This window comes from Bradyrhizobium sp. KZN70725 (assembly GCF_055264925.1).
Map to the genome: position 1 here is coordinate 104,091 of NZ_JBUYWT010000005.1, position 13,433 is coordinate 117,523.

The following is a 13,433-nucleotide window of genomic DNA, read 5'->3' on the forward strand; positions in this document are numbered from 1 at the left end:
CGCGACGCGCGGTCGCGCATGCAAGATCAAGGAGGAGCCGATGCCGCTTCGCAACGATTTCGATCAGCTTGTTGACGTCAAGGGTGGCTTCATCAGCCGCGAGATCTTCGTGGATGCCGATATCTATCGGCAGGAGCTCGACAAGGTCTTCACCCGCGCCTGGCTGCTGGTCGGCCACGAAAGCCTGGTGCCCAATCCCGGCGACTTCTACACCTCGCGGATGGGCGAGGAATCCGTCATCCTCTGCCGCGACAAGAAGGGCGATATCCACGTCTTTCTCAATTCGTGCCGGCACCGCGGCATGAAGGTGTGCCGCTACGAGCAGGGCAACACGTCATTGTTCACCTGCCCCTATCATAGCTGGACCTACACCACCGACGGCAAGCTGCAGGGCGTTCCGCTGCACCGGACGCTGTACGACGGGGTGCTCGACCGCGACGCCAACTCGCTGGTCTCGGTGGCGAAGCTCTGCAACTACAAGGGCTCGATCTGGGCGACCTGGGACAAGGACGCGCCCGACTTCATCACCTATCTCGGCGATGCCAAGATCCATCTCGACCAGGCGCTCGACTGCCGCGACGGCCGCGAGGGCGGCTCCGAGGTGATCGGCGTCCACAAATGGGTGTTCCCCGCTAATTGGAAATTCGCCGCCGAGAATTTCCTCGGCGACACCTATCACAACCCGAGTCATCGCTCGGTTGACCTGATCGGCATAGGCCCGAGCGCTGCCGCCGGCAAGAAGGGCCGCCGCGACGACGAGCTGGAGAAGGCGCAGCACGTCTGGATCAGCTTTCCGGAAGGCCATGGCGTGCACAGCGCGATCCAGCCGGAGGCCAATGAATACATCGAGTCCTTCCTCGACAACCCGATCCTCGAAAAATACTTCCGGCACTGTTTCGAGGAACGCAAGCGGCGGCTCGGCGAAGGGGCGCGGCTGCTGCCGTTCGTCGGCACGATCTTCCCCAACACCTCCTATCACGGCCGCCAGCCGCGCGGACTTTGCGCGTGGCATCCGCACAGCCCGACCTCGACCGAAGGCTGGCGCTTCTTCCTGGTCGACAAGGACGCGCCGAACGAAGCCAAGGAATATCTGCGCCGCTACTACATGCGCTACTCCGGCCCCGCCGGCATGACCGAACAGGACGACATGGAGAACTGGCTCTATGCGACCGCGGCGAGCACCGGCACGGTGGCGCGGCGCTATCCCTTCAACTATCAGCAGTCGATGGGCGCCTACGTCACCGATCATCCGCTCGGCGGCGATGTCTCCACGCAAGTCACCGAGCAGATCGCGCGCGGCTTCTATCGCCGCTGGACCACCTACATGCAGGGCGGCGACTGGCACGAACTGCTCGGATCACCCGCCGGCAACCGGCAGGCCGCAGAATGAGCGCGCCCGCAAAAACCGTCCTCGTCAGCGGGGGCACCTTCGGCATCGGCCGCGCGATCACGCTCGGCCTCGCGCGGCGCGGCCACGCGGTGGTCGCCTTCGGTCTCGAGGCGGCGCAGGTCTCGAGTACCGCGCAGAACGCCATTCCGGCCCTGCGCGACGAGCTTGATCGCGAAGGCCTCTCCGCCGAACTGATGGAAGCCGACGTATCGCGGGCCGGCGATGTCGCCAAGGTGGTCGCCCACACGATGGCGCGGTTCGGGCGCATCGACGGCGTCGTCAACAACGCCGCGATCGGCCCGCTCGGCACAGTGCTCGACACCGACGAGGCGCTGTTCGACCGGATCATCGCCGTCAATCTGAAAGGACCGTATCTGACTAGCCGCGCCGCGATCCCGCACATGATCGCGCAAGGCGGCGGCTCGATCGTCAACATCGGATCCGGCGCCGGCTGGGGCAAGCCGAACATGGCGGTCTACAGCGCGAGCAAGGGCGGCGTTGTCGCGCTGAGCGCAGCGATGGCCTACGACTTCTTCCACCAACGCATTCGCGTCAACACCGTAATCCCCGGTGGTGGCGGCATCGTCAGCGGCATGAGCCTCGGCCGTGTCGGCGGCGATGCGGCGCGTTTCGGCAAGGGCGCGCCGGGCACCGCCGCGGGCCGCGTCGCCGCCGGTGACGACATCGCCAATGTGGTCGCCTTCCTGCTGTCGCCGGAAGCCGAAACGCTGTCCGGCACCGTGATCGATGTCGGCTGCTTCGCCCAGCAGGGCGGACCGATCCCGCCCAAGCCGGCGCTCTGACAACCCCTGCGATGCCTGATGAGGAGATAGCGATGACGACGACCGTTCAGGATCAGGACCAACAACAACACGCCGGCAACGCCGCGATCGAGCGATCGGCGGCCTACTACCGGCTGAAGGCCGATGTCGAGGATTTCTACTACCACGAGGCCGATCTGCTCGACGACCGGCGCTTCCGCGACTGGCTCGAGCTACTCACCGACGACATCAGCTATTTCATGCCGATCCGCCGCAACGTGAAGTTCGGCCAGCAGGCCGCGCGCGAGAACACCAAACGCGGCGAAGGCATCAGCTGGTTCGACGAGGACAAATGGACATTGACCAAACGGGTCGAGCAGATCCTGACCGGGGTGCACTATGCTGAGGAGCCGCTGTCGCGGATCACGCATATGGTCAGCAATGCGCAGATCAAGGGCGCGCGGCCCGACATCGATGCAGCCCATGAGCTCGATGTCACCAGCCGCTTCCTCGTCTATCAGAACCGCGTCGAGTACGAGACCTACATCTTCGTCGGCCGTCGCAACGACGCGCTACGCCTGACCGACACTGGCTGGAAGATCGCGCGGCGCGAGATATTGCTTGAACAGAATATCCTGCTGGCCAAGAATCTCACCACGTTCTTCTGAACGAGGCCAATTCCGAGTGGGCCAAGCGTAGCAGGGGTAGCGATGATTGACGTGATGGCGATCAAGGTGGGGACGCGGCTGAAACTGGAGGCCGGCGTCGTCGCCGAAGTGGTGGAGAACATGGACGATGGCCAGTGGCTGCAGGTGCGCTATCTGGAGTGCCCTGCCCGGCCCGCCGACGTTGGCACGGTGGAGCTGTGCCACGCCCAGGACGTCATCAAGGTGCTCAGCGAGTAGTCCCAGTCAACGGACCGACGATCATGCTGCGATTTGAATACATGCCGAGCGATTTTCATCCGCTGTTCCTGTTCCTCGGCGAATCTGCCGATCTCGCCGCCCTGGCAATGCTGCTGCGGCGCTTTGCCGAGGACCCGCAGACCATTGCCGTCGCGGAGCGGATTCCCGGCGCCGTCTCGCGCGACGCGCTGGTGCTGGCGCCTGCCGACGACGAATTCGGCATGCGCGATCTCGGCGGCCGCTTTGCCTGGAAACTGACCGATTGGCAGGCGGAGCGGATCGCCGAGCGCATCGAGCTGTTAACCCCTGAGGATAACAAGTCCGGCTCGGAGATCGTCGAGATCGGCAGCGTCGGCGAGATCCCGGTCAAGCTGTCGCGCGGCGAATTCACCGACGACTTCCTGATCACGCGCAGATAGCGGAGTTCGCGTGAGTACACACCGCAGGCCAAAGGTCCTGATTGCCGGCGCCGGGATCGGCGGCCTTGTCGCCGGATTGTCGCTGCTGCAGCGTGGCATCGAGGTCGAGATCTTCGAGCAGGCGTCCGAGCTGCGCGAGCTCGGCGCCGGTGTCCAGCTCAGCGCCAACGGCACACGCGTCCTGATCGCGCTCGGGCTTGAGCAAGAGATGCAGGCGATCGCCTGCGAGCCCTCGGGCAAGGAGATCAGGCTGTTCAGCACCGGGAGGACCTGGAAACTATTCGACCTCGGCGCCTCCTCGCGCGTGATCTATGGCGCGCCCTACTGGATGGTGCATCGCGGCGACTTTCACCGCGTGCTGGTCGACGCATTCACGGCTCGGGCGCCAGGGCGCCTGCATCTCGGCAGCCGCTGCACCGGATTTGACCAGGACGACGACGGCATCTGGCTACACCTTGCCAATGGCGAGCGTCGGCGCGGCGACGTCGTGGTCGGCGCCGACGGCGTGCACTCCGAAATTCGCCGGCAGATCGGCGGCGACACCAAACCGTTCTTCTCGGGCGTGGCCGCCTGGCGCGGCCTGGTGCCGATGGAACGGCTACCGGCGAGCCTGCAACGGGACGTCGGCACCAACTGGATCGGCCCGGGCGGCCACGTCATCACCTATCCGGTTCGCCGCGGCGAGCTGTTGAACTTCGTCGGCATCTTCGAGGGTGAGAGCTGGTCGGTCGAATCGTGGACCGAACGCGGCACGCGCGAGGCCTGCAGCGGAGCCTTTGCCGGATGGAATCCGCAGATCCACACCATTATCGCGAGCCTCGATATTCCCTACAAATGGGCGCTGCTCGGCCGCGACCCGCTCGATCGCTTCGTCGTCGGGCGCGCCTGCCTGCTCGGCGACGCCGCGCACCCGACGCTGCCGTTCCTGGCCCAGGGCGCCAACATGGCGATCGAGGACGGCATGGTGCTGGCGCGCTGTCTTGAAGGCTTCCCGCCCGAGGAAGCGCTGCAGCGCTACCAGACCGCACGGCTGACGCGGACGAACGCGATCGTGGTGAAGTCGGCCGAGAATGCCAGGCGCTTCCATAATCCCGCGCTTGCCGACGCCGAAGGCGCCGACGCCTATGTCTCGCGCGAATGGCAGCCGGACCGGGTGCGCGAGCGCTATGATTGGCTGTTCACCTACAATGCCTTGCGTGTGCCATTTTGACGGGACGAGTTTCGCGGGCCCGCCTCACTGAACGGGATGGCGTCCGCGGCGCACCGGACGATCCGGCGGTGGTGGCGGACGAGCGAAGAAGGGATTGACGATGCACATCGCAGAGAGACCCGATGCGGTCGCCTGACACTGCGGGATCGAGGTGTAGCTGCAATCGATGTGGTCTCCGGCCATCGGCCCGTTATAGAGATGCAAACAGACCGGATAGTTCGGATCATAGGCCTGTCCGGCGGCAGGTCGGGCCAGCGCGACCGCGAACGCAGCGATCGCGAAAAGTTTCAGGCGCATCGGATTCTCCTTATTGCTCGGACCGTTTCCTCACAACTGCCGGAGTTAGTCAACCGCACTGGGGACACGACGGCCATACAGTCTTGAGCGACGGCAGGCGGCAAGCCTGAGCGCGCTAGTTGGCGGACTGGCGTTGTCGCTGCCCCCGTTGCTTTGGCGGCTTTTTCGGACCTTTGTAGAACGGATTGACCGAACACGTCGCGGAGCGTCCCGAGGCCGTCGCCTGGCACTGCGGAAGCGACGTGTAGCTGCAATCGATATACTCGGGCGTCAGCCTGCCGCCATAGACTTCCAGGCACACTGGATAGTTCGGATCGTACATCTGTGCGGGGGCGGGCCCGGCGATGCAAACGCCGACGGCGGCGATGATGATGAGTTTCAAACGCATCGAATTCTCCTCAAGCCTCGTCCGGAACGCAGGGCCCGGCTATCGTTGCTCGTCGGCCGGCTTGCCGTCGCCCTCACCGAGGCAGCGGATCATGAAGGCCGTCGTGTCCCGCGGCAGCACTTGCGCGGCGCGCGCCTTGAGACGGCATTCGAGCTGCGCGATCTGGCGCGCCCGCTGCCGTTCGGACGGCAGCGTCGATTGCCGCAACCGCCGCAACGTCATCGGCGAGCCGTCCGACTCGAAACTCAGCTCGTATTTCTTGCCGTTCTGGTCGGTGGCGGCGCAGGTGATGGTGGACACCTGCCGCGTGATGAAGCTTCCGACCTGACGGCATGAGCCTGTCGACATCTCGACCAGCGGCACCGGCAGACCATCCACCCGCGGGCGGTCGCTCGACTTCAGCAACATGCGGTCGACCGCGAGCTCGAACAGATTGTCCTGGGTGCGCTCGGTGCTCTCGCCGGAGAACGAGATGATGTGGCTCTTGTCGGCGGGATCGTCGAGCACCACGGTGAATTCGGAACGGCCGCGCAGGGTGTGGAAATAGGCGACTGCCTTGCAGGTGTAGCTGCGGCCGGCGACGGTGACGTTGCGGCAAGTGCCGGACATCAACGCGTACAGATCGACGTCGTAGACCGGACCGGCGGCAACGGCCAGCGCCGGCCAGCAGAGAACGGCAGCCGCAATCAATTGAGCGAAACGGGAGATCATGCTGAAAGGGTCGAAAACACGGTCGCTGGAGGGGTCCATGGCGCAAGGTCGCTGATTTCCATGGACTGTGCAACGACGAAGCAGGCCTAAATGTGGACACCACGCGAACGGCTGGGGAACGCAGCACAATCCGTGCTGAAAGGCCGCGGCGTCAGATTTGCGGGCCGGACAGCGTCACCTCGCGCTCGGCGCGGAACACGTTGCTATAGAGGTTCGCGATCCACTGGCGGCCGCTTGCCGTCATGTTCAGGCAGTTGATGGCGCCCTGAATGTGCGGCGCAACCATGTTCCAGTAGAATTGCGGATAGCGGTCGACGATATCGGCCGGCGACTCATAGCCGAGCTGGCGGTTGATGCCGACCTCCTCGAACTCGTGATAGAGCGCGTTGGCCTTCCTGATATAGTTGGGATCGCCGAGCTGACCGATGAAATCGGCCGCCCGGACGATCGACGCCTCATCGTCATATTGCTGGCCTTCGGGCGCCGGAAACCGCGTACCCTCGATGTTGCGCGCGACGCGCTCGCGATCGAGTGGAAGGACGGCCTCGAGCCTGTCGAGCACATAAAGCTTCGAGCGGTCGACATGATACGGCATCAGGCCGGCATCCGACGAGCCACGCGGCAGCACCACCTTGTTGCCGGAGGCATCGATGACGTAGCCATCGGGTCCATCGCCTTTCAAAAGACCGCGCACATAGCCGATGTCGTGAGTCAGGCAGGCGATGATGGTGTGGGTGTAATCTTCGGCGGTGACGTGGGTGTGCAGCGCGCGGCCGCGGATGATGTCATGCCCGGCGAGCGTGACCAGCATGGTGTGCTCGACATTGTGGTAGAGCGCGTCGCTGTTGCCGATGCATTCCAGCGCGATGCGCGCGGCGGCCGGCAGGAGTTCGCCGAAGCGCGCCTGCGAAGCGCCGAAGGTGCGGCTGACATGCGTGGCGAGAAACTTCTCCAAAGCACCTGCCGCCAACTCAGGTAACGTCATCATCGATGCAGCCCCCGACCGCGCAACGTTCCTCGCTCGCCCCGATCTCACGCCGTAGTTGGGCAGCGACTATAGCGTATCTACGGGCGTGCGGCTACGCGCTGACGGGCGTGACGATTCGCTCCGGCCGTACTTTCCCGGTCTTGTCGGCTGCGACGCCAGAGCTGCTGATAGTGGCATGAACCCTGCATGATTCGGGTCAGACCGGGTTAACCCCACTGATATAGGCCGTCATGCTCGTTACGCTCGTCGCCATCCTCTGCAATGCTCAACTCTGCATGGAAAAGGTCGTCACCACGAGTGACCAATCCGGCATCACCATGGGCGCCTGCGCAGTGAATGCGCAGATCGGCATCGCCGATTGGCTCGCCAAGGGGCCGTATCACGAATGGCACCTGCAGAGCTATAAATGCATCATGGGCAAGTACGTACCCAAGAACGAAGTGTGATGTGTACTCACAGCCCCGGACGGGGCTGATCCGCTTCGACCGGAACAGCCTGCGAAACCACCGCGCAGGCGCCCGTACCTCGAGTCAAAGTCCAATTTATGGGCTATCACTGTCGTTAACGACGGTGAGACATGAGGTCGCCCTGGAATGCCCGCAACGCCGCTGATTGCCTATGCGCATGTCGGCAAGAGTTTTGACAGTGGTCGCGTGGTGGCGGTCGACGACGTCTCGCTTGACGTGGCCGAGGGTGAATTCCTGGCGATTGTTGGCGGCTCGGGCTCCGGCAAGACGACGCTGCTGAGGCTCGCCAATCGCCTGATCGAAGCCGACCACGGCCGGATCGCGGTCGAGGGTGAGGATGTCAGCCGCATCGACCCGATCCTGCTGCGGCGCCGCATCGGCTATGTCTTCCAGAGCGGTGGGCTGTTTCCGCATCTGTCCGTCGCCGACAACATCGGCATCACGCCACATCTGCTCGGCTGGACGCAGGCGGAGATCTCGGCGCGGGTCGATGAACTGCTCGACCTTGTGCGGCTCGACAACTCACAATATCGCGAGCGTTTGCCGCACGAGCTCTCCGGCGGCCAGCGTCAACGCATAGGCGTCGCACGTGCGCTGGCTGCGAAGCCGCGCATCGTGCTGATGGACGAGCCGTTCGGCGCGCTTGATCCCCTCACCCGCGACGCGCTCGGCGACGATTATCGAACGCTGCACCGCGAGCTCGGCCTGACCACGGTCATGATCACCCACGACATGACCGAGGCGTTGCTGCTGGCCGATCGTGTCGCGGTGATGCGCGGCGGCATGCTGCTGGCCCAGGGCACGCCGGCGGAGCTCTCGGCCAGCACCGACGGCTATGTCGGCGAACTGATGCGCACGCCGCGGCGGCAGGCGGAACGCCTGGGCGCTTTGCTGCCGCGGGGCGACACGGCATGACTCTATCGGCCGATCCGCGCTGGAGCGAGGCGCTTTCCCATCTGCCCGACTATCTCGGCAATCATGTGCGGGTCAGCGTCGCCGCGCTGGCGCTCGGGCTCCTGATCAGCCTGCCGCTTGCGATCATCGCTCGTAACCGGCCGGTGCTGCGCACGACGTTGCTCGGGCTTGCCAGCATCGTGCAGACCGTGCCCGGTCTCGCGCTGCTCGCATTGTTCTATCCGCTGCTGCTGGCGCTCGCCGCGTTGACCGCGGCGTGGCTCGGCTTCAGCTTCTCCGCCTTCGGCTTCCTGCCCGCCGTGCTGGCGCTCGCGCTCTATTCGATGCTGCCGGTGTTGCGCAACACCATCACCGGCCTGTCCGGGGTCGATCCGGCGGTGCTGGAAGCCGCCCAGGGCGTCGGCATGACGCCGCGGCAATCGCTCACCATGGTCGAGCTGCCGCTGGCGCTGCCGGTGATGATGGCCGGGATCCGCACCGCGGCGGTATGGGTAATCGGCACCGCCACCTTGTCGACGCCGATCGGCCAGACCAGCCTCGGCAACTACATCTTCGCGGGATTGCAGACCCAGAACTGGGTGTTCGTGCTGTTCGGCTGTTTCGCTGCGGCCGTGCTCGCGCTTGTGGTTGACCAATTGCTGGCGCTGATCGAGAACGGACTGCGGAAGCGCAGCCGCATCCGGACGGCACTCGGCGGGCTCGGTATTGCCGCCTTGATCGCGGCGACGGTGGTGCCCGCGATCGCGCGCCCGCATGCGGGCATCGTGGTCGGCGCCAAGACTTTTACCGAGCAATATGTGCTGTCGGCGTTGATCGCGCAGCGGCTACAGGCGGCGGGCCTTCCGGCCACGACCCGCGCCGGCCTCGGCTCCAACGTGATCTTCGACGCGCTCGCGGCCGGCGATATCGATGTCTATGTCGACTATTCCGGAACGCTGTGGGCCAACCAGTTCCACCACACCGACATCAAGCCCCGCGCCGAGCTGTTGGGCGAATTGCAGACAACGCTGGCGAAGCAAGACATCACGCTGTTCGGCGAGCTCGGCTTCGAGAATGCCTATACGCTGGTGATGCCGAGGAAGCGCGCCGAAGAGCTCGGCATCCATTCGATCGCCGACCTCGCGTCACGCGCGGCGACGATGTCGATCGCCGGAGACTATGAATTCTTCTCGCGGCCGGAATGGACCGGCATCCAGAAGGCTTATGGGCTGACGTTCCGCGCCCAGCGTCAGATGCAGCCGGATTTCATGTATGCGGCTGTTGCCTCCGGCGAGGTCGACGTGATCGCGGGCTACACCAGCGACGGATTGATCGCGAAATACGATCTTGTCACGCTCGAGGACAACAGGCACGCCATCCCGCCCTATGACGCCATCGTCCTGCTGTCGCCAAAGCGGCGCGACGACGAGGCGCTCAAGGCGGCGCTGCGGCCGCTGCTCGGCAAGATCGATATCGCCGGGATGCGCGAGGCGAATTTGCGCGCGTCGGGCAACGACGCATCATCGTCGCCCGACGCCGTGGCGCGCTGGCTGTGGGGGAAGGTCGGCGGAAAATAGCCTCTCGCCTTCATTGCGAGCGAAGCGCAGCAATCCACCTCTCCGCATGCGAGGAAAGATTGATTGCTTCGTCGCTCCGCTCCTCGCAATGACGACGTCTCACAATCCCTTGATGATCCCCGCGTCGATCAACAGGCGATTGAAGCGGCGTGCTTCTGCGCCGTCCTTGCAGGAATAGAATGCGCCGTTGCAGCGAAGCATGATCGCCTTCTGCTCCTCGAACGACGGGTCGAGCGGAATGCCCGCGGCTTCCTGAATCACCAGCGGCAGATAGGCGGCGTCGATCGTGTCCATCACCGCCGGGCTCTTCACGGGTTCGAAGTTGACGGCGTCGATCGCATAGTAGGTCGCGTAATAGCGCGGATCGTAATCCATCAGCTTCTTGCCGATGCCGGCCTCGTCGAGATCGGGATCGAGCAGCTGCGGCGAGAATTCCGGCTGATGATCGCCGTAACGCACGATCAGGAAAGGCTGCGCCGGAAACTTCTTCTTCAGCGCCGCGACGAAGCCGGCATAGTCGCCAGCGCTCATCGCCTGCCGGCGCAGATATTCGTCGACCGCGGGCGTATTGCCCGGCCGCTTCCACGACGGCAGCAACTCGGGACGGAATTTGGTTTCCCAGGGGAAATGATTGGCGGCGAGATAGACGAAGGCGAACAGCGGCGTGCCTGACGTCTTCTGCTCGGCCATCAGCTTCAGCGCCTTGTCGTAGAAGAAGCTGTCGGGCTCGACATCCTTCGCATGCAGGTCATGCGCGTCGTAGAAGCGCTGGATGCCGGTCGTGGTCTGGAAGTTGCGCGCGCTCATGAAGGCGCCGAATGCGGGATAGAGCGAGAGCGTGTCGTAGCCGCAGCGGCGCAGCGCCAACGGCAGGCCGCGCTCCACGCGCCCCGATGCGATGCGGGTGACGAAATAGGAGAACCGGCCGAACGAGCGCGAGGATAATCCCGCAAGCACGTTGTACTCGGTGAACCAGCTCGGCCCGCCATTGCTCTCGGCAAGGAATTTGCGCGCGACGCCGTCGTAGGACTTGAACTGGCTGCCGTAGCCCGGCGGCACCTTGACGCCGGAGGCGGCGCGGATGTCGAAACTCGATTCATCATGGATCATGATGATGTTCGGCCGCCGCCCGGCGGGATGACAGGCATCGACCAGGGGCATCTTGAGCTGATCGCTCGCGGTCGGATCCGACTCCATAAAGCCGTAGGCGACGAAATCGGACACGGCCGTGACGCCGGAGCGCGCGAACTTCGAGAGGTAGCCGTCGTCGTAATAGCCGCGCCAGGCTTCATCCGGCCAGGCGAAGGCATAACCCGAGAGCGCCGCGGTGCAGGCGAGGCAGGCCGCCGCAGCCGGCAGCCGGCGAATGCGGAACGGATCGAGCCACCACAGCGCGTACATCAGGGGCAGCGTGACGAGGCCGGCGCCGATGATCGACCAGCGCAGGCTCGGGAAGATCGTCAGCAGGAACGCCGCGGTGTCGCGGTCGATCACCATCAGGTCGACGAAGTTCGCGGTCATCTGCACCACGTCGTGCTTGAAGCGCGACAGCAGCACCAAGACCACGACCAGTGTCAGCGACAGCGCGCCCGACAGCGCCGGCCGGCGCAGCAGCGCGATGAACAGGAAGTTCAGGATTCCCCAGGTGAGCAGGAAGCAAAGCCGCGAGCCGAAATCGGTCTCGGTGCGCAGCATCAGAATCAGCGCGCCGAAATGCGGTGCCGCGACCGCCATCAACCGCCAGATGCCAAGCGCGGCAAGACCGCCGGCCAGTGCGGCAACGGAGGAGTTCTGCTGAGGCGCGGGCGCCATGGGCGGGACGCAATACAACCCGGCGCAATGCCACCGCCTTGACTGGCAACGGCCAGGAGGCATGCGGCACAGCCGGTGTCTGGGCCGCGTCACAAAACCGTAATTGAATCGTCATGAACGCGCAATGAATTTGCCTGCCCAAGCCTAGCCGCGGCAGGCAGTGCGCGTGCCTTAAACTTTGGCGGCCGGCGCGGCGTGGCTCGCGATACCCGCGATGAAGAGATCGACGATGTCGGCAGCCATCTGCTCGACCTCTGCATCGCCGACACCCCAGCGCGGCAAATGACCGTCGATGTGCATCCGCACGAAGCCATAGACCAGCGCGCGGCCGGCGATCTGGACCTGCCTGAGGTCGCGCGTCCCGAGTTGGCCAGCTGAAAATGCCTCCGCCAGCGTGCGCTCGGTCATGCCGATCAACTCGGCATTGTCGCCGGAGACGGCGGCCGAGCGGTCGTGGTCGAAGAAGCGGCGGCTGGAGATGATCTCGAAATGGGTCGGGTTCTTCATCGCCCAGCGCAGATAGGCGATCCCGAGATGGCGGAAGCGGCCGAGCGGATCGCCTGGCGGCGCCTCGGCCAACGCCGCCTCGATCTCGGCGCGAAAGCGGCGTTGCGCCTCCTCCGCCACCGCATTCATCAGCGCGTCCCGGCTCGGGAAATGCCGGAACGGCGCGCCCGGCGAGACCCCGGCGCGGCGCGCGGCCTCGCGGACGCTGACCGCCTCCGGCCCGCCCTCGCCGACCAGTTGCATGGCGGCATCGATCAGGACCCGGCGGAGATCGCCGTGGTGATACGGCCTGGCCGCCTGCGCCCGCGTCGCGACCGGACGCGGCTTGGCGGGCCGGCGGCCGGTGGGCGGGCTTTTGGCGGGGCGGCGCATGGCGATCCTCTAGCATCACCCGCTTGTGAATGTAAGCGATGATTACACGGATTGACCGCGCGCGGGCACGAAATGTAACTGGTGATTACATAAACGGGAGGCGGGATATGGCGACGCATCGCAACTGGTTCGAGGGCTGGGGGCTGTTTGGCCTGCTCACGCTCACCCTGATCGGGCTTTCGATCTGGATCGCCGCCATGCGGCAGTTCGAGGTCGAGGGCGTGCGGATGATGATCCGCTTCACGGCGCGGACCTCGCTCTTGTTCTTCTGCCTCGCCTTCTCGGCGGCGGCGCTGGCGCGGCTGTGGCCGAACGCCTGGACGCACTGGCAGCGCCGCAACCGCCGTTATTTGGGCTTCACCTTCGCGGCCTCGCACGCCATCCATGCGGTCGCGATCGCCGCCTTCGCGATGCTCGATCCGCCCGGCTTTGCGGCCGCGACCTCGATCGTCTCCTACGTCTTCGGCGGTATCAGCTATCTCGCCATCATCGCGCTGACCGCGACTTCGTTCGATCGCACGGCTGCACTGCTCGGCCCGCGCGCCTGGCGCAGGCTGCATCTGATCGGCGGCTATTATCTGCTGCTGCAGTTCATGGTCTCGTTCGGCAAGCGGATTCCCGAGATGCCGCTCTACGCGCTATTCCTCGTGCCGCTCGCTGCGGTGTTCGCGCTCAGGATGATCAGCATGGCCGGCCGGCCCGCGCCACGTCAGGCGCAGGCGAGCTAAGATCGGG

General features: G+C 64.9%; 16 protein-coding genes. 10 read left to right on the forward strand and 6 right to left on the reverse strand.

Features of this window, described 5'->3' with window-relative positions; genetic code table 11:
* Positions 1 to 40 precede the first annotated feature (40 nt).
* The 6 genes from ACZBJS_RS06695 to ACZBJS_RS06720 are packed head-to-tail and all read left to right on the forward strand — an operon-like array spanning position 41 to position 4,685.
* Entirely contained in the window at positions 41 to 1,390 is a 1,350-nt protein-coding gene (locus ACZBJS_RS06695; RefSeq protein WP_168857153.1) for an aromatic ring-hydroxylating oxygenase subunit alpha, read from the forward strand.
* Entirely contained in the window at positions 1,387 to 2,193 is an 807-nt protein-coding gene (locus ACZBJS_RS06700; RefSeq protein WP_076824289.1) for an SDR family NAD(P)-dependent oxidoreductase, read from the forward strand. Before ACZBJS_RS06695 ends, ACZBJS_RS06700 begins: the two co-directional genes overlap by 4 nt.
* Positions 2,194 to 2,225: 32 nt before the next feature.
* Positions 2,226 to 2,819 carry a 3-phenylpropionate/cinnamic acid dioxygenase subunit beta gene (locus ACZBJS_RS06705; protein WP_156436025.1) on the forward strand — a complete coding sequence of 198 codons (594 nt, stop codon included), beginning with the start codon at positions 2,226 to 2,228 and terminating at the stop codon, positions 2,817 to 2,819.
* Between the two features lie 42 nt (positions 2,820 to 2,861).
* Entirely contained in the window at positions 2,862 to 3,056 is a 195-nt protein-coding gene (locus ACZBJS_RS06710; RefSeq protein WP_028342366.1) for an SH3 domain-containing protein, read from the forward strand.
* 23 nt (positions 3,057 to 3,079) lie between these two features.
* Complete coding sequence (locus ACZBJS_RS06715) at positions 3,080 to 3,475, forward strand: hypothetical protein (RefSeq protein ID WP_229190059.1); 396 nt, start codon at positions 3,080 to 3,082, stop codon at positions 3,473 to 3,475.
* Positions 3,476 to 3,485: 10 nt separating this feature from the next.
* Positions 3,486 to 4,685, forward strand: coding sequence for an FAD-dependent monooxygenase (locus ACZBJS_RS06720; protein WP_316393822.1), 1,200 nt, complete (start codon positions 3,486 to 3,488; stop codon positions 4,683 to 4,685).
* Between the two features lie 24 nt (positions 4,686 to 4,709).
* Here ACZBJS_RS06720 and ACZBJS_RS06725 read toward each other — a convergent pair whose 3' ends face one another.
* The 4 genes from ACZBJS_RS06725 to ACZBJS_RS06740 all read right to left on the reverse strand — a co-directional run bounded on the left by ACZBJS_RS06725 (position 4,710) and on the right by ACZBJS_RS06740 (position 7,069).
* The gene (locus tag ACZBJS_RS06725) at positions 4,710 to 4,982 is read right to left on the reverse strand and encodes a DUF3551 domain-containing protein (RefSeq protein ID WP_316393820.1); all 273 of its coding nucleotides are present in this window, start codon (positions 4,980 to 4,982) and stop codon (positions 4,710 to 4,712) included.
* Positions 4,983 to 5,097: 115 nt separating this feature from the next.
* The gene (locus ACZBJS_RS06730) at positions 5,098 to 5,370 is read right to left on the reverse strand and encodes a DUF3551 domain-containing protein (protein WP_057015057.1); all 273 of its coding nucleotides are present in this window, start codon (positions 5,368 to 5,370) and stop codon (positions 5,098 to 5,100) included.
* A gap of 39 nt (positions 5,371 to 5,409) precedes the next feature.
* Positions 5,410 to 6,081 carry a hypothetical protein gene (locus ACZBJS_RS06735; protein ID WP_229190056.1) on the reverse strand — a complete coding sequence of 224 codons (672 nt, stop codon included), beginning with the start codon at positions 6,079 to 6,081 and terminating at the stop codon, positions 5,410 to 5,412.
* 151 nt (positions 6,082 to 6,232) lie between these two features.
* Complete coding sequence (locus ACZBJS_RS06740) at positions 6,233 to 7,069, reverse strand: hypothetical protein (protein ID WP_026193124.1); 837 nt, start codon at positions 7,067 to 7,069, stop codon at positions 6,233 to 6,235.
* 230 nt (positions 7,070 to 7,299) lie between these two features.
* Here ACZBJS_RS06740 and ACZBJS_RS06745 point away from each other — a divergent pair, with 230 nt between their 5' ends.
* The 3 genes from ACZBJS_RS06745 (at position 7,300) to ACZBJS_RS06755 (ending at position 10,007) form a co-directional block, all read left to right on the forward strand.
* Entirely contained in the window at positions 7,300 to 7,515 is a 216-nt protein-coding gene (locus tag ACZBJS_RS06745) for a hypothetical protein (protein ID WP_016844293.1), read from the forward strand.
* A 147-nt stretch (positions 7,516 to 7,662) separates the two neighbouring features.
* Positions 7,663 to 8,451 carry an ATP-binding cassette domain-containing protein gene (locus tag ACZBJS_RS06750; RefSeq protein WP_463438600.1) on the forward strand — a complete coding sequence of 263 codons (789 nt, stop codon included), beginning with the start codon at positions 7,663 to 7,665 and terminating at the stop codon, positions 8,449 to 8,451.
* Positions 8,448 to 10,007: a glycine betaine ABC transporter substrate-binding protein gene (locus tag ACZBJS_RS06755; RefSeq protein ID WP_316393810.1), complete on the forward strand. Its 1,560-nt coding sequence runs from the start codon at positions 8,448 to 8,450 to the stop codon at positions 10,005 to 10,007. Before ACZBJS_RS06750 ends, ACZBJS_RS06755 begins: the two co-directional genes overlap by 4 nt.
* Positions 10,008 to 10,106: 99 nt before the next feature.
* On the opposite strand, the gene ACZBJS_RS06760 is transcribed toward ACZBJS_RS06755, so the two are convergent.
* Positions 10,107 to 11,819 carry a sulfatase-like hydrolase/transferase gene (locus tag ACZBJS_RS06760; RefSeq protein WP_057015052.1) on the reverse strand — a complete coding sequence of 571 codons (1,713 nt, stop codon included), beginning with the start codon at positions 11,817 to 11,819 and terminating at the stop codon, positions 10,107 to 10,109.
* A 171-nt stretch (positions 11,820 to 11,990) separates the two neighbouring features.
* A complete protein-coding gene (locus ACZBJS_RS06765) occupies positions 11,991 to 12,698 on the reverse strand; it encodes a TetR/AcrR family transcriptional regulator (RefSeq protein ID WP_463438601.1) in 708 nt (235 codons plus the stop codon).
* A 107-nt stretch (positions 12,699 to 12,805) separates the two neighbouring features.
* Here ACZBJS_RS06765 and ACZBJS_RS06770 point away from each other — a divergent pair, with 107 nt between their 5' ends.
* On the forward strand, positions 12,806 to 13,426 hold the full coding sequence (locus ACZBJS_RS06770) for a hypothetical protein (protein ID WP_316393806.1): 621 nt from the start codon (positions 12,806 to 12,808) through the stop codon (positions 13,424 to 13,426).
* Positions 13,427 to 13,433: the final 7 nt, after the last annotated feature.

Bases quoted from the DNA above. Each gene is read 5' to 3' on its own strand.
- ACZBJS_RS06695 (WP_168857153.1), top strand. From the start codon at position 41: ATGCCGCTTCGCAACGATTTCGATCAGCTTGTTGACGTCAAGGGTGGC.
- ACZBJS_RS06700 (WP_076824289.1), top strand. From the start codon at position 1,387: ATGAGCGCGCCCGCAAAAACCGTCCTCGTCAGCGGGGGCACCTTCGGC.
- ACZBJS_RS06705 (WP_156436025.1), top strand. From the start codon at position 2,226: ATGACGACGACCGTTCAGGATCAGGACCAACAACAACACGCCGGCAAC.
- ACZBJS_RS06710 (WP_028342366.1), top strand. From the start codon at position 2,862: ATGATTGACGTGATGGCGATCAAGGTGGGGACGCGGCTGAAACTGGAG.
- ACZBJS_RS06715 (WP_229190059.1), top strand. From the start codon at position 3,080: ATGCTGCGATTTGAATACATGCCGAGCGATTTTCATCCGCTGTTCCTG.
- ACZBJS_RS06725 (WP_316393820.1), bottom strand. From the start codon at position 4,982: ATGCGCCTGAAACTTTTCGCGATCGCTGCGTTCGCGGTCGCGCTGGCC.
- ACZBJS_RS06730 (WP_057015057.1), bottom strand. From the start codon at position 5,370: ATGCGTTTGAAACTCATCATCATCGCCGCCGTCGGCGTTTGCATCGCC.
- ACZBJS_RS06735 (WP_229190056.1), bottom strand. From the start codon at position 6,081: ATGATCTCCCGTTTCGCTCAATTGATTGCGGCTGCCGTTCTCTGCTGG.
- ACZBJS_RS06740 (WP_026193124.1), bottom strand. From the start codon at position 7,069: ATGATGACGTTACCTGAGTTGGCGGCAGGTGCTTTGGAGAAGTTTCTC.
- ACZBJS_RS06745 (WP_016844293.1), top strand. From the start codon at position 7,300: ATGCTCGTTACGCTCGTCGCCATCCTCTGCAATGCTCAACTCTGCATG.
- ACZBJS_RS06750 (WP_463438600.1), top strand. From the start codon at position 7,663: ATGCCCGCAACGCCGCTGATTGCCTATGCGCATGTCGGCAAGAGTTTT.
- ACZBJS_RS06755 (WP_316393810.1), top strand. From the start codon at position 8,448: ATGACTCTATCGGCCGATCCGCGCTGGAGCGAGGCGCTTTCCCATCTG.
- ACZBJS_RS06760 (WP_057015052.1), bottom strand. From the start codon at position 11,819: ATGGCGCCCGCGCCTCAGCAGAACTCCTCCGTTGCCGCACTGGCCGGC.
- ACZBJS_RS06765 (WP_463438601.1), bottom strand. From the start codon at position 12,698: ATGCGCCGCCCCGCCAAAAGCCCGCCCACCGGCCGCCGGCCCGCCAAG.
- ACZBJS_RS06770 (WP_316393806.1), top strand. From the start codon at position 12,806: ATGGCGACGCATCGCAACTGGTTCGAGGGCTGGGGGCTGTTTGGCCTG.